We start from the raw sequence: 19,368 nt of genomic DNA on the forward strand, positions 1-19,368 counted from the left end.
ATCGGGCGCTGAACCGGGGTCCCGTGGAGAGGTGGCGGCCGCTCCACGAGACCCGTCGTCGAGTGGTCAGGCCGTCGTGCAGACGGCGGTCGGGACCGGGTTGGCGCCGGTGGAGGAGCCCGTGAAGCCGAACGTGGTGGTGCCGTTGGGTGCGAGGTTGCCGTTGTAGTTGGCGTTGCGCACGGTCACTTCCTGGCCGCTGGTGGTGGACACGCCGTTCCACAGGCTGCCCACGGTCTGACCCTGGGCGAGGGTCCACTTGACGGTCCAGCCGGTGATGCGGACGGCACCGGTGTTGCGGACGGTGACTTCGCCCTGGTATCCACCGTTCCACTGGCCGACCACGCGGTAGGTGGCCGTGCAGCCGGTGCCGTTGTTGCCGGTCGTGGTCGTGGTGGTGGTCGTGGTGCCGCCGAGGGCTTCGTACACGGCCCAGTAAGAGGGCTTCTTGTTGAAGTTCTCGTCGTAGATCAGCGCGGCGCCCTCGCCGGGGAACACCGAGGGGATCCAGGAGTAGCCGTCGGAGAAGTCCCACACCGTGATGCCGACGCAGCGGGTCACCGCGAGGCAGGCGTTGGTGACGGTGCGGTAGTCGGCGGCCTGCTGGGCGTCCTTGGCCGCGTCACGGGGCGTGCGCATCCGGATGTCCAGCTCGGTGATGGCGACGTCGACGCCGAGGTCGGCGAAGCGCTTGATGTTCTGCTGCAGCGTGCCGGGGACCTGGCCGAGGATCAGGTGGGCCTGCAGGCCCACGCCGTCGATCGGGATGCCCTGCTGCTTGAACGACTTGACCATGTTGTACATGGCGTCGCTCTTGGCGTTGATGCCCTCCACGTTGTAGTCGTTGTAGTAGAGCTTGGCGTTCGGGTCGGCGGCGCGGGCGGCCTTGAACGCCTCGGCGATGTAGCTGTCGCCGATCTTCTGCTGGAACACCGACTGGCGGCGGGTGCCGTCCTCCTCGAACGCCTCGTTGACGACGTCCCAGTGCACGACCTTGCCCCTGTAGTGGCCGGCGACGTTGGCGATGTGGTTGCGCATCACGCCGAGCAGCTCACCGGCCGGCACGCCGTTGACCCAGTCGGGGAGCTGGTTGTGCCAGACGAGGGTGTGGCCGCGCACGATCTGGTCGTGCGCCTGGGCGAAGGCGACGATCTGGTCGGCCTGGGTGAAGTCGAACCGCCCGCGGCTGGGCTCGCTGTACATCCACTTCTGCGTGTTGCCGACGGTGATCTGGTCGAACTCGCTGCCCAGCACGGCGGTGTAGGCCGAGTTGTTCAGCGTCGGGTTGTCCGTGGCGGAGCCGAAGTAGCGGCCCTTGGCGGCGGCGAGCTGCCCCAGGGTCGGTGCGGCGGCCTCCGAGGACGGCGCGGCGACCGCCATGCCGACGGCGAGCGTGCCGGTGACCGCGGCGGCGGTCGCGGCGGCGAGGACGCGGCGTGCGCGGCCTGCTGGTGCTGACATGTTCATTCTCCTGACATCGGTGTCGGGACCGGCCGCACGGGTGTGCCAGGGCGGGTGGCGTGCCGTGCGGCCGAACGGGTGCGGGAGGGAGGTGCCGTGCACCCGCTCGTGGCCCGGTCGAGCGCATGTTCCGACCGGGGCCGTGATCGGCGTCGTGGTGCCGATCAGGTCTGTCGCGACCCGTGCTCGACGGGTCGGCCGGGGTGGTGTCGTGCCGGTGGGCCCTCACCGCGGGCGCGGCAAGACGTCGGCGGCCTCGTAGTCGAACCAGTCGAAGCAGGCCGTGCCCCCGGTGACGCACATGCCGATCACCCGTCCGGTGAAGCCGGTGGAGACCTCCGCGGACAGGTGGCGGCCGTCGAGTTCGGCCAACGGCTCGGGTTCACCGCCGACCTGGGAGCCGACGAGGTCCGGCGCGCCCGGGCGGACGTCGGCGCCGTCCGCGCGGGTGGTGATCACCAGGGTCACGGGGCCGGGCGGCACGGGTCGTTCGGCCACGCGTTGGCGCAGCGGTCCGATCCGGGCGATGACGGCGACGTGCCCGTCCGCGACTTCCAGGTCGTACTGGTGCGCCTCGTCCGACCGCACGGACACCCCCGCGCGGCCCGTGCCCGGATGCAACCCCCGGTCGCGCCAGGACGGGTCGGAGTTGCGCGGGCGCCCGCGAGGGCGAGTGACCAGGTGGTACGGCGGAGGTTCACGGTGGGTGTCTCCAGGTGGACGGGGGGAGGAAAGGCGAGATCGGGAGGGTGCCCCGGTGGGAGCGACCACCGCGATCCGTGGTGGTGCGACGTTGCGGGCGGTCGGTGCAGGGTCCGCTAGAAAGTTTCGGCGCGATTTCCGATCGTTAATGCGGCAGACAGTAAGCCGCGTCACGTAGGCCGTCAAGAGTCAGGGCGAAACCTTCCGAAAGTTTCGGCCGAATTGCCGTACTAGACTCCCCGCCATGACCTCCACCGACCACCCGTCGACAGACGCCACCGACCGCGGTGGTGCGACCATCGCCCGCATCGCCGAGCTGGCGGGCGTGTCGACCGCCACCGTGTCGAAAGTCGTCAACGGGCGCGCGGAGGTCGCACCGGAGACCCGCGCCCTCGTCGAGGCGGTGATCCGGGAGCACGGGTACCGCAGGCAGAAGAAGGCCAACCGCGCGACGCTGGTCGAACTGGTGCTCCACGAGCTCGAAGGCGCCTACGCCATGGAGATCATCAAGGGCGTCGAGCGGGTGGCGGGCGAGCACGAGCTCGCCGTCGTGCTCACCGAGCTGAACGGCCGCCACACCCCCGGCCGGACCTGGATCGACGGCGTGCTGGCCCGCAAACCCGCCGGCGTCATCACCGTGTTCTCCGCGCCCGACTCCGCCCAGCGCGCGCAACTGTCCAGCCGCGGCATCCCGTTCGTGCTGGTCGATCCCATCAGCGACCCCACCCACGAGTACCCGTCCGTGGGGACCAGCAACTGGGACGGAGGCTTGGCCGCGACCCGCCACCTGGTCGACCTCGGCCACCGGCACATCGCCGCCATCACCGGCCCCTCCCACGTGCTGTCCAGCCGCGCCCGCCTCGACGGCTACCGCGCCGCGCTCGACGCCGTCGGCGTCCCCGTCGACCCCGCGCTCATCCGCGTCGGCGACTTCAACGTCGTCGACGGCCTCACCCACGCCCGCGAACTGCTGCGGCTCGCCGACCCCCCGACCGCGATCTTCGCGTTCAACGACGCCCAGGCCCTCGGCGTCTACCAGGCCGCCCACGAGGCCGGCGTGCGCATCCCCCACGACCTCAGCGTCGTCGGCTTCGACGACCTCCCGTCCGCCCAGTGGGCCATCCCCGCGCTCACCACGGTCCGCCAACCCCTCAGCGACATGGCCGCCGCGGCCACCGGCATGATCGTCGCGCTCTCACAGGGCGACCCCCTCCCCCAGAACCGCCTCATACTCACCACCGAACTCATCCCGCGCGCCAGCACGACCGGGCCCGCGAGGTGACGTGACGACGACCAACGTGCTCCAGCAACGTTCGGATATCCGAGCGGAACGTTAATCAAGGCCACAGCCATGAATCGAGCCGGGCAGCCCCGCCCGACATGGCGGCGTCGAGGAACTCGCCGCTGTCGCGGTTGACGATCCGCTCGAAGGTCGCCACCGGCTCCACCTGCAACGGCCAGGAACGCGACTTCTGCTCGTAGCGGTGGGACCTCGTCCACGTCGATGCCCCCACCGCTCAGCTCGTCGGATCCGCTGCGCGCAGCGGCCGGGACCGGTCCCTCGCCGCGGTCGCTAGCGTGTGCGCATGATCCGACGAGCGGTGGTCGTGGTGACGGCTGCGGTGGTGGTTTCCGGTTGTTCCCCGAGTGGTGGCGGGTCCGTCGCGGAGCGGACGAGCGGTACGACCGCGACCACCATCACGACGACGACCACTCCGCCCGTTGCCGGGGAACAGCGGCTGTGCGCCCAGCTGGCGTCCATCGACCTGACGAATCCGCAACAGCTGCTCACGATCGAGCTGCCCAGGACCACGGACCGCGCCTTCGACGTCCCGTCGGCCTTCCTGGCGGCGAAGCTCACCGCGCTGGAGTCCGCGCTCAACGCCGGCACCGACCCGGCCTACCCGACGCAGGAGGCGGCGACCGCGGTGACGAGGGTGCTGGACGCGTGCCGGGAGGGCGGCTACCTGTAGCGCGCCGGACGCTCAGGCAGAGCCCGGGTCGGGCGTCCGTTCGAAACACGTCTCCAGCACCACGATCGCATTCGTGCCGGACACACCGGCGATGTCGTGCACGTCCTTCAGCACGGCCTGCAACGCGCGCGTGCCCGCCGTGCGCACCTTGAGCAGCAGCGACGCCGTCCCCGCCACGATGTGGGCCTCCTCCACCGCGGGCAGCGCGCGCAGCGCGTCGGCCGTCTCCGGCGAGCCGACCCACGCCGACGAGTCGACCAGCACGAACGCCAGCACGTCCAACCCGAGCGCGACCGGGTCGATCTCCACCGTCGTCCGCCTGATCACACCCCGCTCGCGCAGCTTGCGCACCCGTTCGTGCGCTGCCGCCGCAGACAGCCCTACTTGCGCACCCAGCACGGCGTACGACTGCGTCGCGTCCTCCCGCAGCGCGGCCAGCACGGCCCGATCAGTATCGTCCATCTCCCCTACCTCCACCTGATGTCATCAAGCAGTATAGGTTGCACACCAGATGTGATTCGGCGATGAAGGGGAAATGATGGACGTCATCCCGACGAAGGTGGAGTCGTTCGACGACCGGCTGCTGCTGTTCGGCGACGACCTGCTGGAGCGCCTGGCCACCGGGTGCAAGTGGACCGAGGGCCCCGCCTACGTCCCCGCCGGCCGGTACCTGCTGTTCAGCGACATCCCCAACGACCGCGTCCTGCGCTGGGACGAGACCACCGGCCACGTCGGGGTGTTCCGCTCACCCGCCGGCTACGCCAACGGCCGCACCCTCGACGCGCAGGGCCGCGTCGTGACCTGCGAGCAGGGCGAGCGCCGGGTCGTGCGCACCGAGCACGACGGCTCGACCACGGTCATCGCCGACCGGGTCGACGGCAAGCGGTTCAACAGCCCCAACGACGTGGTGGTCGCGGCCGACGGCGGCGTGTGGTTCACCGACCCGCCCTACGGCATCCTCAGCGACTACGAAGGCGTGCGCGCGGAGTCGGAGATCGGGGCCTGCCACGTCTACCGGGCCGACCCCGCGACCGGCGCGGTCGAGGTCGTCGCGGACGACTTCGTGCGGCCCAACGGCCTCGCGTTCTCCCCCGACGGCACGCGGCTCTACATCGTGGACACGCGCCGCAACCACATCCGGGGCTTCGACGTGGACGGCACGAGGCTGCACGGCGGCGAGGAGGTGGCCCGCTGCACGAACGGCCAGTTCGACGGCATCCGCCTGGACGAGCAGGGTCGGATCTGGGCCGCCGCCGGGGACGGCGTCCACTGCATCCACCCCGACGGCACGCTGCTGGGCCGGATCGGCGTGCCGGAGGTGGTGTCGAACGTGTGCTTCGGCGGCCCCAAGCGCAACCGCCTGTTCATCACCGCCACCACGTCGGTCTACACGTTGCTCTTCAACGTGAACGGCACCCGGCCGCCCTACTCGGTCGCTCCCGATTCGCCCGACCCGGAACACCGGACCAATGTCGAATGAGCAAGCCCGCTCGACCTGCCCGCCAAAAAAGCATTGCCGCCATCTCGGGCGACGTGCATACTTCAAGCACACCGAGAGAAGAAGGGTCGAAGCCATGACGAGCATGTGGAAGCAGGGTTCGCAGCGCTTGCGCCAACGCGCCGCGATCGTCGCCACGTGCCGGTCCTTCGACCAGCCGATGCCTGGGTTGCCCCGGCGCGAGACGTCGCTGAACTGCGCGGACTCCCCGCCCTGACCTGATCGGGTCACGTGGACAGGGAGCCGCCCATCGGGGAACCGATTCGGGCGGCTCCTCTATTTCCCGCACCTGGAACAGCTGTTCATGGTGACGTGCTTGGGAAGCGGAACGGTCTCCAAAACCGTTGCCCGAGGGTTCGGCTCCTTCCGTCACTGCTGAATGCCGCCCATTCTTCGACCGGGCCGGCGTGTTCGTTGACAACTCCACAGCGGAGCAGACATGTATTCATTCGCCTCGTCCCGGGCCTTGCGGTCAGGGCGGGGCTCCACGCCCCTGTAGCTCAGGCGGAACAGAGCGCGACGCTACGAACGTCGAGGTCCCAGGTTCGAGTCCTGGCAGGGGTGCGACCCGCCGACGGCCACGTCGGCGGCGCCGGATGCGAGGGGCACGGCGACCCCACCTGATTTGGGATCAGGACGTACCGCGTTCGACTCGCGGGCATCCGACAAGGCACCGGACGGCACGCGCCGCCCGGAGCCCCGGTCACCCCGACGGGTGACGATCACAGCGCGTTGGTCCAGCGGAACGGACACCGGACCCTCACTCCGGTGACGCGGGTTCGATCCCCGTACGCGCTACGAACGGGTTCGCCCCCGCGGCGGCCCTACTGCCTCTTCAGCTCAACAGGCCGAGCACCCGCCTCGTAAGCGGGAGGACCGGGTTCGAGTCCCGGGAGAGGCTCGCAGCACCGCGATCCCGGTTGGTGTAGTCGGCAGCACGGCGGATTTTGGATCCGTCCAGCCCAGGTTCGAGCCCTGGACCGGGAGCCGGCCGAGCACCGACCCGATGCCCGTTGGTCCAGTCGGCATGGACACCGCGTTCTGACCGCGGAGACCGAGGTTCGAACCCTCGACGGGCAGCGCACGAGCAAGGCCCCTGTGGCGGAACGGCAGACGCGCACGGCTCAAACCCGTGTGTCCGCGAGGACGTGCAGGTTCGAGTCCTGCCGGGGGCACGCACGACCGGGGAGGATTGGCCGAGTCCGGCAAGGCAGCCGTCTCGAAAACGGTGGTCGGCGCGCGAGCGTCGTGCAGGTTCGAATCCTGCATCCTCTGCGGGTCGCTAGCTCATCAGGCCAGAGCAGTCGCCTCTTAAGCGACGGGTGCGGGGTTCGAGTCCCCGGCGACCCACCACGAGCCCTCGTGGTCCAACGGACACGACACCGCCCTCCGACGGCGGAAATGCAGGTTCGAGTCCTGCCGAGGGCACGCGACGCCATTCCCCCGAAGTGCACCAGGCAGCACGCCCGACTGTTACTCGGGAAGATCAGGTTCGAGTCCTGACGGGGGAGCCACCACCACCGTGTCGGTGGTGACGCGCGTGGCCCGGCGGCCACCCGGAGCTCATATCTCCAGGTTCCCTGGTTCGACACCAGGACGCGCGACCGGTCTGCTCCGCGGTGGAGAGGGCGCCAGTCCGATGACGACTTCGCCGGCTTCGTCCAGGACGCCATCTCGGTGTCCGCCAACCCGAAGGGGCCCTCCGTGCAGGGCCCCTTCATCGTCACCTCACCGGGAGCCCTTGGCGCGGCAGCCGACACCGCCCTGTTCGGCCAGGCTCTTGGCGGCGGCGCCGACCGGCGAGTAGCGGATCCCGGCCACCACACCGAGGTCCTGCACGAGCAGCGCCTCCAACGCGGTCTTCGCCTCGGCGTTGGCCGTGCCGTTGGTCAGGAAGTACGCCTGGCCGTCCTGTCCGGTGACGAACTCGCCGTTGAAGAAGTTGTGCGCCCAACCGGCCTCCAACTTGACCTGGCGCACCTCCAGCCCGGCCCTCTCCAGGTCGGCCCGGGCGAGCGACTCCAGGCCGCTGCGCAGTTCGAGCTTGGCGACGAGTTCGGTGTCCGTACTCCCGCCGGCCACGGCGGCGCGCGCCGCCTCCAGCTCGGCCCGGCAGTCGTTGAGGACCACCCTGCCCTGGCCGACGAACATCAACCCCATGTCGAGGTGGAACTTGCCCGGCTGCTCCACCGGCACGACCTGCCCGACCTCCAGGCCGAAGTCCTCGGCGATGATGCGCAGCACGTCGTCGTCATCGGTGAAGAAGTACTCCGCCTTGGTCGCGGCGATCGCGTCCCGGCCGACGAGGACGACCACCCGGCCGTCGGCGAGGTCGCCGGTCACGAGGTTGCCGCCCTCGCCGTAGAAGCGCAGGCGCCGCACGGGCCCCGCCCCGGCCTCCTCCACCGCCCGCGCGCGGTCGTCGCCGGTCGGGCTGCTGTTGACGGACAACCCCTCGGGCACCCAGTCGTTCACCTGCATCCGGTCGAAGGGCTTGCCCTGGTGGGCGGGATCGCTGATCAGACCGGCCCAGCGCTGCCGGCGGCCGGCGGTCAACCCCTCGGCCAAGCCGATGGGGAGGAACTTCTCCAGCACCGCGACCTGGCCCGAGACCAGGAACTCCACGCTGTCCTCCGCCCACTTGGCGGGGTTGTGCGCCGCCCTGAGCACCTCGACCCCGGGCCTGCCGAGCAGGCCCGCGGACTTCAGGTCCGCGCTCCCCTTCTCGGTGGTGAAGACGGTGAGCCGGAAGCCCAGCTCCTCGGCGCACTGGATGAAGAACTGCACGTGCTGGAACTCGGTGTCGAAACGGCTCCCGTCGTCCCCCGTCGTGTAGTTCACGTGCAGCGCGCGTGTCTTGCCGGACGGGGTCTTGGGCTGCGAGTGCGACGCGTGCGCGGCGACGGGCGTCACCTTGCCCCGGATCACGACCTCGACCGCCCGGACGTCGGCGTCCCGGCCGATCTCGCGGAGCCTGTTCCGGAGGCTGTGCACGTCCGGTCTCGTCCACGTGTCGAAGCCGTTGGACCGGATCCGCGCCACGATGAAGTCGAGGTCCCGGGCGACCGCCGCGTCCGAGGCCTTCCTCCCCGCCACGGTTAACAGCACGACGTGATCAGCGGGCGTGTTGGCATCCAGCACTTCGAGCTTCTTCGGGTCGTCCCAGTCCGTGTCCCAGATCACCAAGCCGCGGGAGAAGGGTTTCGTCAACTGCATCTGTCACACCGCCGAACGCTCGTCACGAGTTGTCACGAGGATGTCGTCGGCGCGGTGGCGATGGTTACCGATCGTGCTGCTCGACGTTGGCCGGCGTGATCCGGACGTAGATCGTCCGCAACCGCCCCTAGCATCACCGGCATGGCCATCGCCCGCTTCCCCAGCATCGTCATCGACTGCCCGGACCCCGGTGCGCTCGCGAGGTTCTACGGCGCCATGTTGGGTTGGCAGGTCGACGTCTCCACCGAATGGGCCGAGGTCCGCGCGGAGCACGGTCAGTGCATCTGCTTCCAGCAGGTCGACGGGTACGCGCCGCCGGTGTGGCCGAGCCAGGAGTCGCCCCAGCAGATGCACCTCGACGTGACCGTCGACGACCTCGACACCGCCGAGGCGGCCGTGCTCGACCTCGGCGCGACCAAGCACCCGCACCAGCCCGGGACGTCCTTCCGGGTCTTCCTCGACCCGGCGGGCCACCCCTTCTGCCTCTGCGTGAACTGATCGCCGGTGACCGTCAGCCGCCTTCCAGCTTGGCGCGCAGGTCGTCGGCGGCGGGGTCGCCCAACGCCTCGAAGGTGTCCAGCGCCTGCCGCCACGCCTCACGCGCCGCCCGAACGTCGCCCGCCGCTCGGTGGATGTCGCCCAGCTGGGTCAGCGTCTTGGCCCGGTGCGAGTCGTTGCCGGACTCCTGCCACAACTCCAGCGCGCGGCGGTGGTGGGCGACGGCCTCGTCGTGCAGGCCGAGTCCGGCCTTGGCGAAGCCCATGCTGTTGAGGGTGTCGGCCTCGCCCTGCCGGTCGCCCAGGGCCTGGAGCAGTTCCAGCGCTCGACCGCACTGCTCCAACGCGTGGTCGTAGTGGCCCAGGCGTGCCTCGAACCACCCGATGGCGCTGAGCGTCCTGGCCTCGACGGTGCGGTTGCCGGTCCGCTGGTAGAGCTCCAGTGCCTCGTGGGCCCGGTCGATCGCCTCGGCGGGCATCCCGAAGCGGTCCAGCACGACGGCCATGGAGTAGCGCGCGAAGGCCTCGCCCTCCACGTCGCCGATCTCGTGGAACGTCCTCGCGGCCCGCGCCAGCTCGGCCAGGGACTCGTCGCGCCGGCCGAGGTCCGAGTAGGCGTTGCCGAGCAGGCGGTGCGTCACCGCCCGCGCGGCCGCGTCGCCGAGCCGCCGCGTCGCGGCCATCGCCGTGCCCAGGCAGGCGACCAGGTCGTGCCAGTGGCCGTACCAGTACAGGAACGACGTGAACGTCCACGGCAGCTGCCAGGCGTGCACGTCCAGGCCGGTGGTAGCGGCGCGGTCGACCGCCGCCAGCACGCAGGCGTACTCGGCGGTGAACCACGCCGCCGCCTCCCGCCGCGACGCGATCGGGCGCACCACCGCCCCCTGGACCGGCGGGGCGAGCGCGACGGGGTGGCGGAAGGGCTCGATCGCCAGCGACGCGGCGAAGCCGGTGTGCAGGTAGTGGTCCAGCACCCGCAGGACGGCGGCGTCCCGGTCGACGGGGTCCTCCTCGGCCAGTTCCGCCGCGTACGCGCGCAGCAGGTCGTGGCACCGGAACCGGCCGGGCGTGTGCTCTTCCAGCAGGTGGGCCCGGGTCAGCTCGGCCGCCACCCGCCGGGTGGACGACACGTCCGCGCCGATCAGCGACGCCGCGGCGGGCAGGCCGGTGTCCGGCCCCGGCGCCACGCCGAGCAGCCGGAACAGCCGCGCGGCCGGCGCCGGGAGCGTGCGGTAGGACCAGGAGAACACCGCGCGCAGGCTGGTCCGCGGGTCACCGGCGTCCAGCACGTCCAGCCGGTCCTGCTCGTCGCCCAGTTCGTCGGCCAGGTCCCGCAGCGGCACGTGCGGCACCGCGCCCGCCCGCGCCGCCGTCACGGCCAGCGCCAGCGGCAGCCGCCCGCACCGCTCGACCAGCAGCCGGACCGCCTCCGGCTCGGCCGCCGCCCGCTGACCGCCCAGCCGCAGCGCGAGCAGCGCCTCCGCCTCCTCGCCGTCGGGCACCACCAGCGGCACCGCGTGGGCCCCTTCCTCCGTCACCAGGCTCGTGAGCCGGTCGCGGCTGGTGACCACCACCCGGCTGGGCGAATCCCCACCGGGCAGCAGCGGCCGCACGTGCTCGGCGTCGGCCGCGTTGTCCAGCACGATCAGCATCCGCCGCGTCGCCACCCGGCTGCGGTACAGCGCCGCCTGGGCGTGCAGGTCGACCGGGATCGAGTCCGGCGGCACGCCGAGGGCGTCGAGGAACCCGCGCACGGCCTCGGCGTGCAGCAGCGGCGGCGAGAGCGGGTCGACACCGCGCAGGTTCACGTAGAGCTGCCCGTCCGGGAAGCGCCCGGCGTTGCGGTGCGCCCAGTGCAGCGCCAGAGCGGTCTTGCCGACGCCCGCCATCCCGTCGATCACCACCGTCGGCGTGTCGTCCAGCAACACGTCGAGGGCGCCCAGCTCGGCGCGCCGCCCGCTGAACTGCGGGGTGTGCGCGGGCAGTTGGCGCGGCGCGGCACCGTCGAGGGCCGGGCGCGGCTCGCCCGGCACGCGCACCCACGCCGTGCCGGTGGTCTCCTTGACCGTGAACCGGACCCGGCGGAACGCGTCAGGCTCGCTGGCCGGGCTGTGCCGCACGACCTCGTCGTGGAACCAGTCCGAGACGACCAGCACGAGCGGTGACGCCGATTCGGCGAGCGCGGCCTTCACCGGCGGGGCGTCGAGCAACCGGAACGTGTGGTTCACCGCGGCCCCGACGACCCCGTGGTCGTCGAACTGGACCTCGCCCGCGTGCACCGCCACCCGCAGCCGCATCCGCTCCGCCGCCCCGCGCCCGGCGTTGTGCGCGCGCACCTCGGCGAGCAGCGCGTCCGGCAGCACCTCGGTGAACAGGCCCTTCACGACGTCCGGCGGGGTCAGCACGAGCACCCCGTCACCCCGGTCCTCGTGGTGGCCCGCTTCCCACGGGATGCCGCACACCCGGAACGCGGAGACCAGGGCCGAGTACAGCCCGTCGCGCACCGCGACCCGGTCGCGGTCGGAGCGGCCCTGATCGCTGAAGCCGGCGACGTCGACAGCCAGCACGGTGCGGTGGACGGCAGGCTTCACACTCACGCTATCGGCCCGAACCGGTACCGCGTTCCCGTCCGACGGGACGTTGGGTGGCGGGTCGTCGGGACGAAGGGCGGATGGGGTGCCATCCGCCCTTCGTCGTGGTACCGCGGTCGTCAGGTGGTCGGCATGCTCCACCGCTGGTTGGGGCCGCCGACGCAGTCCCAGACCTGCAACTGGCGGCCGTTGGCGGCGTCCCCGGCGGCGAGGTCGAGGCAGCGCTTGGACCACGCGTTCTGGTACTGGTCCGTGCCGATGCGGATCCACCGCTGGTTGTCGCCGCCCCAGCACGCGTGGGTCTTGAGCTTCGCGCCGTTGCCGATGGTCTCCCCCGGCTGGTCGAGGCACTCGTCACCGATCTTGATCTTCCCGGCCGCGGTGAACGTCCAGCGCTGGTTGCCGCCGTTCCAGCAGTCCCAGATGTTCACCAGGGCCGTGGCGTTGTCGCGGTCGACGCACTTGTCGGCGCCATTCCACTTGATCATGCCGATGCCCTGGTCCGGTCCGCTGGGCGCGGTCGTCCAGGCCTTGCTCAGGCGTCGGAACGTCAGCGATTCGACGCGCACCGTGCCGTTGTTGGCGTAGGTGCGGATGCCGAGGCTGCCGCTGGAGGAGTCGAAGTCGACGTTGTCGGTGACCGAGACCCGGCCGTCGTTGCCGAAGGTCTCCAGCTGCCCCCGGTCGACGAGGACCCGCAGCTTCACCCGGTTGTCGATCGGCGGCATGGGGGCGTCGGCGAGGGTCTGCCGGACGCGGTCGTAGCCGATCGCGGCGTCGCGGGTGCCGTCGGCACGGCGGTGCAGCTCGAAGCCGAAGTCGGTGGCCGTGGCCCCGGTCAGGTCGTAGGTCGCCTCGATCTCGTAGGTGTCGGCGGCGATGCCGTTGAACGGGTTGGTCGCGAGGTCGTTGGAGATCGTCAGGTTGCTCCACGTCCGCGCGGCCTGGCGGATGGTGGAGATCTCGCCGACGGGGTTGCGGGTCACCCGGATGCCCTCCCCCGGGAACGTCCTGAGCCCGAGCTGCGCGGGGAACGACGCGTTGCCCGTCCAGGTCGAGCCCTTGTTGCCGGGCTGCCAGAACATCTGGACCACCCGGTCGGTGGGCGTGTTGGTGAAGGTGAGGCCCGCGTAGGCGGTCCCGCCGAAGTCGGTCCGACCCACGTCCATGCGTTGCGGGCGCGACCAGCCGGCGTCCGGCACGAAGACCCCCGCGCTGTCGAGCGTGCCGATGACGTACTCGCCGCTCGCGTCCTGCAGGACCCACTTCGGGTTCGCGGTGTTGCCGTCGACGGGGAGTTGGTAGAGGTCGGGGCACTCGAACAGCCAGTCGGCGCGGAACTCGCCCCGGTGGGTCCAGGTGAGCAGGTTCGTGGAGCTGTAGAACTTCGCGGTGTTGCCGCCCTCGTTGCCCCAGAAGACCATGCCCCAGCGGTTGCGCGCGGCGTCCCAGAACACCTTCGGGTCGCGGGACTCGTACGGGGTGGAGATCACCTTGGCGCCGCCGTTGTACATGCGGAACGTCCTGGCGCCGTCGGTGCTGTAGGCGATGGAGACGCCGTTGGTGTTGGTGAACAGCAGGATGGGCGCGTCGGCGCCGGTCTTGAGGCCGGTGACGTTGTTGGTGTCCACCCAGCCGCCGCCTGAGAACAGGGTGGCGTTGTGCAGGCCCGGTTCCAGGGCGATCGGCTGCTGCGTCCAGTGCACGAGGTCCCTGCTGGTCGCGTGGCCCCAGTGCATGGTGTCCCAGTTCAGGCCGTGCGGGTTGTGCTGGTAGAAGAGGTGGTAGACGCCGTTGTAGTACAGCGGCGCGTTCACGTCGTTCATCCAGCCGCCCTGCGAGCTGAAGTGGAACTGGCCGCGGAACGGCTCGTTGTAGTCGGTCGCGTCGTAGGGGTACTCCGGGTAGGGCGCCGCCTGTGCCGGGGGCGCGGCGATCGCGGTGATCGCCACCAGGATCGCCACTGCCGACAGGACAACGGATCTGCGCATGCTGGCCTCACTTCACGTCTGTGGGAAGAGAGTTCGGGTCAAGCGGTCGCGGAACGGATCTCGGCGGTGAGCAGTTCGTCGAACCAGGGGGAATCGGCGCCGGGGCGGGTGCAGGTGATGGCCGCGACGCGTTGGGCGTAGGCGAGGACGTCGGCGAGTTCGGTGTGGGTGACGGTGGCGAGGTTGGTCCGGGTGAGCAGGTCGTTGCGGTCGAAGGCGGCCAGCAGGCCCGCCATGAAGGCGTCCCCCGCGCCGACGGTGTCGGTGACGTCGACCGAAAGGCCGGGTAGGTCGATGTGCCCGGTAGGCCCGGAGGCGTGCACGCCCTCCGCCCCGCGGGTGACGATCACGAAAGCGGGCCCCTGCTCGTGCCACTCGGCCACGACGTCGGCGAGCGGTCGGTCGGGGGCGATCCACCGCAGGTCGTCGGCGCTGACCTTGACGACGTCGACCATGCCGAGCCAGCGCCGCAGCCGGGCGCGCACGGTGGCGTGGTCGTCGATGAGCATCGGGCGGATGTTGGGGTCGAGGGTGATGACGCGGTGCGGGTGCTCGCGGGAGAGCAAGATCTCGAACGCGGTGGCCATGGGCTCGATCGCGAGGGCGAAGGAGCCGCCCACGTGCAGTGCCGCGTCCGGCGGGAGTTCGGCCGGCAGGTCCGCGACCTGCCAGCCGCCGTCGGCGCAGCCGTCGATGTAGAACGAGTAGTCGGCCACCCCGTCGCGGTCGACGTCCACCACGGCGAGGGTGGTCGGCGCGGTCGACTCGGTGACGTGGCGGAGGTCGACGTTGGAGGTCTCCAGGTGGGTGCGCAGCAGCGAGCCCATGCGGTCGTCGGCAAGGCGTGCCAGCAGCGCGGTCGGGGTGCCGAGCCTGCCGAGCCCGACGGCGGTGTTGGCGGGGCTGCCACCCGGGAGGGGTCGGTAGCCGCCGACGCCGTCGGGCACGAGATCGACGAGGGCCTCGCCGGCAACGATGATCATGTCGTGTTCCTTGTCGGGGAAGGGGAAGCGGTGGTGGAGCCGGGAGAGGTGGCTCCACCACCCCGAGCGGTCAGCGTCGGGAGGAGCCCCAGTGCCACGCGGTGAGGCGGTCGATCCGGGCGTCGCCGCCCTCGGCGAAGACCTCCACCCCGTCACCGGCGGCCGGGTCGGGGAAGACCAGGCTGGTGATCACGGCCTGGCCCGTGCCGCCGAAGACCTCGACCGACGAGCGGTCCACGAGCACGCGCAACGCCACCTTCCCGTTCACGGCGGCCAGCGGCGCGCGCTGCACGGCGGGGAAGTCGGGGCTGAAGTCGACGCGCCCGGACCGGGTGCGGTCCACGTACAGCTCGCCGCGGTTGGTGTCGTAGCCGATCACGGTTTCCTGCCCGGGACCGCTGTGCACCTTCAGGCCGAAGCGCTCCGCATCCCTGGCCGAGAACGTCGCCTCGATGTCCAGCGCCTGGCCTTCGGCACGCCTGCCCAGCGAGCGCGAGCCCTCGCGGACGGTGCTGCCGTGCACGATGACCGGTGCGCCCTGGTGGAGGCGGTCGAGGGCGCGCACCGGTTTCTGGACGAGCCTGACCTCATCGCCGACGGTGCGCAGCTCCAGCTGCCTGACCACGCTCTGCGCGCTGCGCCACGGCGAGGTCGGGGTGTTGCCGGCGTACTGCCAGTTGTTCATCCAGCCGATCGCGTAGCGCTTGCCGTCGGGGGCGTTCTCCCAGGACACGGGGGCGTAGTAGTCCTTGCCGAAGTCCACCCAGTCCGCCCTCTCGACGCCGGACTTCGCGGGTGCGCCGGCGAGGGTGAACCGGTCGGCGAGGACGTGGCCCCACCCGGCGGTGTTGCGGTCCACCACGGAGATCCGCGCCTGTCGGCCGAGGTGCTCGCGCAGGTCGAAGGAGGCCCAGTCGAGGGTTTCGCGGTCCGCCCCGGTGGCCGTGCGCACGACCTTCCCGTCGACCACGAGGTTGACCGAGGTCTCGGTGGAGCGCGGCTTGGCGGGGGCGTCGGCGAGCACCACGTGATCGACCAGGACGTGGCCCCAGCCGCCGGTGTTCTGGTCCACGACCTCCAAGCGCGCCCCCTTCCCGGCGAGGTCGCGCACGTCCCACGAAGCCCAGTTCAGGGCCTCGGAGTCCTTGCCGGTGGCACTGCGCACGACCTGACCGTCGACGACCAGCCGCACCGCGGTGGGTGCTTCGGAGGTGACGGGGTGGTGGCCGCCGCCGATGAGGAAGTTCAGGTACGGCGCGGAGATGGTGAACTCCGGTGAGGTGAGCGTGCCGGTCGTGGCGTCGCCCCGGAGGAAGGTGTTGACCAGACCGCCGCCCTGCCAGCCGGAGACCTCCATCTGACCGGGCAGCGTGCCGGTCGCGGGCGCGGTGCCGAACGCCTCCCCGGTCGCGGTCCAGGTTCCGTAGGAACCGCCCTCGAAGTCGGCCAGGACCTGGCGCACCGGCGGCGTTTCCTCGGTCGCGGCGGCCGGGTCGTGGGGGTGCCTGCCGCCGCCGATCTTGAAGTTGAGGTACGGCTGATCCACGGTGAACGGCGGGGAGGTCAGGGTGCCGGTCGCGCCGTCGCCGCCGTGGAAGCTGTTGGCGTAGCCCGTTCCCTCGACGCCGCCCACGGGGAGTTGGCCTGGCAGCGGGCCGGTGGCCGGAGCGTCGCCGAAAGCGGTGCCGGTGGTCGTCCACCCGCCGTAGGAGGACTCGAAGTCCTGGACGACCACGCCGGCCGGTGGGGTGTAGCTGCCGTCGTCGTCAGGGGTGAAGCGGGTGCCGTCGAAGTCACCGACGAAGTACTGCGCGGCCGAACCGCCCGCGATGCCGCCGGGGTTGATGCTGACCACCAGCACCCACTTGGTCTTGCGGGGGTCGCCGTCGACCCGCAGCGGGAACAGGTCCGGGCACTCCCACACGCCGCCGACCGCGCCCTGCGGGCCGAAATCGCTCAGGTGCGCCCAGGTCTTGAGGTCGGGCGAGGAGTAGAAGCCGACCTTGTGCTCGGTGGACAGCGCGACCGCCATCAGCCACCGCCCGGCCTGCCACTGGACCTTGGGGTCGCGGAACTCGCGGGAGCCGATGTCGAGCACCGGGTTGCCCGCGTGCTTGGTCCACGTCCGGCCGTTGTCGGTGCTGTAGGCCAGCGACTGCGCCTGCCGACCGTCCGCTTTGGAGTGGGTGGTGTAGATCGCGACCAGGGCCGGGTCCTCGGGCGTGCCGAAGCCGGAGGTGTTGCCGTGGTCGACGACGGCGCTGCCGGAGAACACCATCTCGGTGTCGTCGTGCGGGAGGGCGAGCGGGAGCTCCCGCCAGTGCACGAGGTCACGGCTCACGGCGTGGCCCCAGGACATGTCGCCCCAGCTGTTGCCGTCCGGGTTGTACTGGTAGAAGAGGTGGTACTCGCCCTCGTGGTAGACCAACCCGTTGGGGTCGTTCATCCAGTTCTTCGCGGGGGTGTAGTGGAACTGCGGTCGGTGGGGTTCGGTGAACGAGGGCTCGGCGTGGGCGTTCGGCACCGCCCCGAGCAGGACGGCGGCGGTCAACAGGCTGACGAGACGACGACGTCTCATGACACCTCCGGGAAGGCGCGCTCGTCCCGCGCGACGCCCCGGTGAAGGCGTCGCGCGGGTGGCGGCGGCGTCAGACGGCTTGGTCTGGCGGTTCCATGGCGCCGGTCATGATCGCGACGGCGTCGGACATCGAGATGGTCTTCGGGTCGACCACGGCCTTGCGGCGGCCGAGGCGTTGGATGTGGATGCGGTCCGCGACCTCGAATACGTGCGGCATGTTGTGGCTGATCAGGATGACCGGCAGGCCGCGGTCGCGGACCTGGAGCACCAGGTCGAGCACGGCGCGGGACTCGCGGACGCCCAGCGCCGCCGTCGGCTCGTCCATGATGACGACCCGGCTGCCGAACGCGGCGGCACGGGCGACGGCGACGGCTTGCCGTTGGCCGCCGGACAGGGTTTCCACGGCCTGGCCGGGGTTCTGGATGGTCATGATCCCCAACGCGTCGAGCTGCCGCCGTGCCTCCTCGCGCATGCCGTTGCGGTCGAGCATGCGGAACACCGTGCCGAGCACGCCCTTGCGGCGGCGTTCGCGGCCCAGGAACAGGTTCGCGGCGATGTCCAACGACGGCGCCACGGCCAACGACTGGTGCACGGTCTCGATGCCGGCGTCCCGCGCGTCGATCGGCGAGGTGAACGACACCGGTGCGCCGTCGACCAGGATCTCGCCCTCGTCCGGCACGACCGCGCCGGACAGCGCTTTGATCAGGCTGGACTTGCCGGCGCCGTTGTCGCCGATGACGGCCAGGATCTCGCCCGGCAGCAGTTCCAGGTCGGCACCGGACAGGGCGGTGACCCGGCCGTAGCGCTTGACCAGGCCGCGGGCCTGCAACACCGGTGTGGTCATGGCTTCACCTTCCGGATCCACTGGTCCAGCGAGACCGCGACGATGATCAGCACGCCGACGGCCAGGGTCTGCCACAGCACGTCCACCCCGGCCAGCGCCAGCCCGTTGCGGAACACGCCGACGATCAGCGCGCCGATCAGCGAGCCCACGATGGCGCCGCGCCCACCGAACAGGCTGGTCCCGCCGATCACGACGGCGGTGATGGAGTCGAGGTTGTCCATCTGGCCCGCCTGCGGGCTGGCCGAGGCGATCCGCCCGATCAGCACCCAGGCCGCCATCGCGTACACCAGGCCCGCCGCCGCGTACACGCTGAGCAGCACGCGGCCGGTGCGGATGCCGGACAGGCGGGAGGCTTCGAGGTCGTCACCGGTCGAGTAGACGTGCCGTCCCCACGCGGTGTTCTTCAGCGCGAACGCCATCGCGGCCACCAAGAGCACCATCATGATCGAGCCGTAGGTGACGCGGGTACCGCCGATGTTGATCGTCTGGCCGGTCCACAGCAGCAACGAGGGCATGTCGGTGCCGCGGATGGTGGCGCTCTCGGAGTACCAGAGGTTCAACGCGAAGAACACGTTGAGCGTGCCGAGGGTGACGATGAACGGCGGCAGCTTCAGCCGCGTGACCAGCAGGCCGTTGAGCAGTCCGCACAGCGTGCCGACGAGGAAGCCCAGCAGCAGCGCGGGCAGGCCCGGCAGCCCCGTGTCCGCCGCGACCTTCGCCATCACGATCGAGGTCAGCACCATGATCGCGCCGCAGGACAGGTCGATGCCGGCGGTGAGGATGACGATGGTCTGGCCCACGGCCAGCGTGCCGATGACCGCGACCTGTTGCAGGATCAGGGAGATGTTGCCCGGTGTGAGGAAACGGGGCGACAGCACCGCGAACACCACGACGGCGACCAGCAGCACCACGGCCGGCCCGATCGTGGCCTGTGAGTGCAGCAGGTGCTGGAGACGGGCCAGCGGCGAGCGCCTGGTGTCCTCGCCCAGCGGGTTGCCGCCGGGTGAGTGGCCCGTGGACAGGGTCGTCGACAT

The 19,368-nt window shown here is 70.9% G+C and carries 16 protein-coding genes and 11 tRNA genes; 16 read left to right on the forward strand and 11 right to left on the reverse strand.

Annotated features, from left to right (window positions below):
- Window positions 1-66: 66 nt before the first annotated feature.
- Window positions 67-1,461: a glycoside hydrolase family 10 protein gene (locus LNK82_RS41805; RefSeq protein ID WP_230572418.1), complete on the reverse strand. Its 1,395-nt coding sequence runs from the start codon at window positions 1,459-1,461 to the stop codon at window positions 67-69.
- 225 nt (window positions 1,462-1,686) lie between these two features.
- Entirely contained in the window at window positions 1,687-2,337 is a 651-nt protein-coding gene (locus LNK82_RS48060; protein WP_308257505.1) for a beta-xylosidase family glycoside hydrolase, read from the reverse strand.
- 70 nt (window positions 2,338-2,407) lie between these two features.
- Between LNK82_RS48060 and LNK82_RS41815 the strand changes: the two genes are divergently transcribed.
- A complete protein-coding gene (locus LNK82_RS41815) occupies window positions 2,408-3,445 on the forward strand; it encodes a LacI family DNA-binding transcriptional regulator (RefSeq protein WP_230572420.1) in 1,038 nt (345 codons plus the stop codon).
- A gap of 55 nt (window positions 3,446-3,500) precedes the next feature.
- On the opposite strand, the gene LNK82_RS41820 is transcribed toward LNK82_RS41815, so the two are convergent.
- The gene (locus LNK82_RS41820; RefSeq protein WP_230572421.1) at window positions 3,501-3,677 is read right to left on the reverse strand and encodes a hypothetical protein; all 177 of its coding nucleotides are present in this window, start codon (window positions 3,675-3,677) and stop codon (window positions 3,501-3,503) included.
- A gap of 72 nt (window positions 3,678-3,749) precedes the next feature.
- Here LNK82_RS41820 and LNK82_RS41825 point away from each other — a divergent pair, with 72 nt between their 5' ends.
- Window positions 3,750-4,136 (forward strand): hypothetical protein, encoded by a 387-nt coding sequence (locus tag LNK82_RS41825; protein ID WP_230572422.1) that lies wholly within the window; start codon window positions 3,750-3,752, stop codon window positions 4,134-4,136.
- Between the two features lie 12 nt (window positions 4,137-4,148).
- On the opposite strand, the gene LNK82_RS41830 is transcribed toward LNK82_RS41825, so the two are convergent.
- Entirely contained in the window at window positions 4,149-4,598 is a 450-nt protein-coding gene (locus LNK82_RS41830) for an Lrp/AsnC family transcriptional regulator (protein WP_230572423.1), read from the reverse strand.
- Window positions 4,599-4,674: 76 nt separating this feature from the next.
- Between LNK82_RS41830 and LNK82_RS41835 the strand changes: the two genes are divergently transcribed.
- The 13 genes from LNK82_RS41835 to LNK82_RS41895 all read left to right on the forward strand — a co-directional run bounded on the left by LNK82_RS41835 (window position 4,675) and on the right by LNK82_RS41895 (window position 7,148).
- Window positions 4,675-5,616 (forward strand): SMP-30/gluconolactonase/LRE family protein, encoded by a 942-nt coding sequence (locus LNK82_RS41835; protein WP_230572424.1) that lies wholly within the window; start codon window positions 4,675-4,677, stop codon window positions 5,614-5,616.
- A gap of 94 nt (window positions 5,617-5,710) precedes the next feature.
- The gene (locus LNK82_RS41840) at window positions 5,711-5,851 is read left to right on the forward strand and encodes a hypothetical protein (RefSeq protein ID WP_230572425.1); all 141 of its coding nucleotides are present in this window, start codon (window positions 5,711-5,713) and stop codon (window positions 5,849-5,851) included.
- 89 nt (window positions 5,852-5,940) lie between these two features.
- Window positions 5,941-6,009 (forward strand) — tRNA-Trp (locus LNK82_RS41845).
- A gap of 114 nt (window positions 6,010-6,123) precedes the next feature.
- Window positions 6,124-6,198: transfer RNA gene (locus LNK82_RS41850), tRNA-Arg, on the forward strand.
- 162 nt (window positions 6,199-6,360) lie between these two features.
- A tRNA-Glu gene (locus LNK82_RS41855) sits at window positions 6,361-6,432 on the forward strand.
- 31 nt (window positions 6,433-6,463) lie between these two features.
- Window positions 6,464-6,535 (forward strand) — tRNA-Thr (locus LNK82_RS41860).
- A 13-nt stretch (window positions 6,536-6,548) separates the two neighbouring features.
- Window positions 6,549-6,621: transfer RNA gene (locus LNK82_RS41865), tRNA-Gln, on the forward strand.
- A gap of 20 nt (window positions 6,622-6,641) precedes the next feature.
- Window positions 6,642-6,714 (forward strand) — tRNA-Gln (locus LNK82_RS41870).
- A gap of 12 nt (window positions 6,715-6,726) precedes the next feature.
- Window positions 6,727-6,809 (forward strand) — tRNA-Leu (locus LNK82_RS41875).
- 11 nt (window positions 6,810-6,820) lie between these two features.
- A tRNA-Ser gene (locus tag LNK82_RS41880) sits at window positions 6,821-6,909 on the forward strand.
- Between the two features lies 1 nt (window position 6,910).
- Window positions 6,911-6,987 (forward strand) — tRNA-Lys (locus LNK82_RS41885).
- Between the two features lie 3 nt (window positions 6,988-6,990).
- A tRNA-Arg gene (locus tag LNK82_RS41890) sits at window positions 6,991-7,062 on the forward strand.
- A gap of 11 nt (window positions 7,063-7,073) precedes the next feature.
- A tRNA-Asn gene (locus LNK82_RS41895) sits at window positions 7,074-7,148 on the forward strand.
- Window positions 7,149-7,362: 214 nt separating this feature from the next.
- On the opposite strand, the gene LNK82_RS41900 is transcribed toward LNK82_RS41895, so the two are convergent.
- A complete protein-coding gene (locus LNK82_RS41900; RefSeq protein ID WP_230572426.1) occupies window positions 7,363-8,850 on the reverse strand; it encodes a hypothetical protein in 1,488 nt (495 codons plus the stop codon).
- A 141-nt stretch (window positions 8,851-8,991) separates the two neighbouring features.
- On the opposite strand from LNK82_RS41900, the gene LNK82_RS41905 reads away from it, so the two are divergent.
- Window positions 8,992-9,348 (forward strand): VOC family protein, encoded by a 357-nt coding sequence (locus tag LNK82_RS41905; protein ID WP_230572427.1) that lies wholly within the window; start codon window positions 8,992-8,994, stop codon window positions 9,346-9,348.
- A 13-nt stretch (window positions 9,349-9,361) separates the two neighbouring features.
- Here LNK82_RS41905 and LNK82_RS48065 read toward each other — a convergent pair whose 3' ends face one another.
- The 6 genes from LNK82_RS48065 to LNK82_RS41935 all read right to left on the reverse strand — a co-directional run bounded on the left by LNK82_RS48065 (window position 9,362) and on the right by LNK82_RS41935 (window position 19,368).
- On the reverse strand, window positions 9,362-11,938 hold the full coding sequence (locus LNK82_RS48065) for an ATP-binding protein (protein ID WP_230572428.1): 2,577 nt from the start codon (window positions 11,936-11,938) through the stop codon (window positions 9,362-9,364).
- A gap of 119 nt (window positions 11,939-12,057) precedes the next feature.
- Window positions 12,058-13,929, reverse strand: coding sequence for a ricin-type beta-trefoil lectin domain protein (locus LNK82_RS41915; RefSeq protein WP_230572429.1), 1,872 nt, complete (start codon window positions 13,927-13,929; stop codon window positions 12,058-12,060).
- Window positions 13,930-13,967: 38 nt separating this feature from the next.
- Window positions 13,968-14,912, reverse strand: coding sequence for a carbohydrate kinase family protein (locus tag LNK82_RS41920; RefSeq protein WP_230572430.1), 945 nt, complete (start codon window positions 14,910-14,912; stop codon window positions 13,968-13,970).
- Window positions 14,913-14,982: 70 nt separating this feature from the next.
- Entirely contained in the window at window positions 14,983-17,490 is a 2,508-nt protein-coding gene (locus tag LNK82_RS41925) for a glycoside hydrolase family 32 protein (protein WP_230572431.1), read from the reverse strand.
- A gap of 70 nt (window positions 17,491-17,560) precedes the next feature.
- Window positions 17,561-18,334, reverse strand: a complete 774-nt coding sequence (locus LNK82_RS41930; RefSeq protein ID WP_230572432.1) for an ATP-binding cassette domain-containing protein — start codon at window positions 18,332-18,334, stop codon at window positions 17,561-17,563.
- On the reverse strand, window positions 18,331-19,368 hold the full coding sequence (locus LNK82_RS41935; protein ID WP_230572433.1) for an ABC transporter permease: 1,038 nt from the start codon (window positions 19,366-19,368) through the stop codon (window positions 18,331-18,333). The genes LNK82_RS41930 and LNK82_RS41935 overlap by 4 nt, the downstream gene beginning before the upstream one ends.

It is taken from the genome of Saccharothrix luteola, from assembly GCF_020859565.1.
Lineage (GTDB): Bacteria > Actinomycetota > Actinomycetes > Mycobacteriales > Pseudonocardiaceae > Actinosynnema > Actinosynnema luteola.

Bases quoted from the DNA above. Each gene is read 5' to 3' on its own strand.
- LNK82_RS41830 (WP_230572423.1), bottom strand. From the start codon at position 4,598: ATGGACGATACTGATCGGGCCGTGCTGGCCGCGCTGCGGGAGGACGCG.
- LNK82_RS41900 (WP_230572426.1), bottom strand. From the start codon at position 8,850: ATGCAGTTGACGAAACCCTTCTCCCGCGGCTTGGTGATCTGGGACACG.
- LNK82_RS41840 (WP_230572425.1), top strand. From the start codon at position 5,711: ATGACGAGCATGTGGAAGCAGGGTTCGCAGCGCTTGCGCCAACGCGCC.
- LNK82_RS41925 (WP_230572431.1), bottom strand. From the start codon at position 17,490: ATGAGACGTCGTCGTCTCGTCAGCCTGTTGACCGCCGCCGTCCTGCTC.
- LNK82_RS41835 (WP_230572424.1), top strand. From the start codon at position 4,675: ATGGACGTCATCCCGACGAAGGTGGAGTCGTTCGACGACCGGCTGCTG.
- LNK82_RS41815 (WP_230572420.1), top strand. From the start codon at position 2,408: ATGACCTCCACCGACCACCCGTCGACAGACGCCACCGACCGCGGTGGT.
- LNK82_RS41805 (WP_230572418.1), bottom strand. From the start codon at position 1,461: ATGTCAGCACCAGCAGGCCGCGCACGCCGCGTCCTCGCCGCCGCGACC.
- LNK82_RS41825 (WP_230572422.1), top strand. From the start codon at position 3,750: ATGATCCGACGAGCGGTGGTCGTGGTGACGGCTGCGGTGGTGGTTTCC.
- LNK82_RS41915 (WP_230572429.1), bottom strand. From the start codon at position 13,929: ATGCGCAGATCCGTTGTCCTGTCGGCAGTGGCGATCCTGGTGGCGATC.
- LNK82_RS41935 (WP_230572433.1), bottom strand. From the start codon at position 19,368: ATGTCGACGACCCTGTCCACGGGCCACTCACCCGGCGGCAACCCGCTG.
- LNK82_RS41920 (WP_230572430.1), bottom strand. From the start codon at position 14,912: ATGATCATCGTTGCCGGCGAGGCCCTCGTCGATCTCGTGCCCGACGGC.
- LNK82_RS41930 (WP_230572432.1), bottom strand. From the start codon at position 18,334: ATGACCACACCGGTGTTGCAGGCCCGCGGCCTGGTCAAGCGCTACGGC.
- LNK82_RS41905 (WP_230572427.1), top strand. From the start codon at position 8,992: ATGGCCATCGCCCGCTTCCCCAGCATCGTCATCGACTGCCCGGACCCC.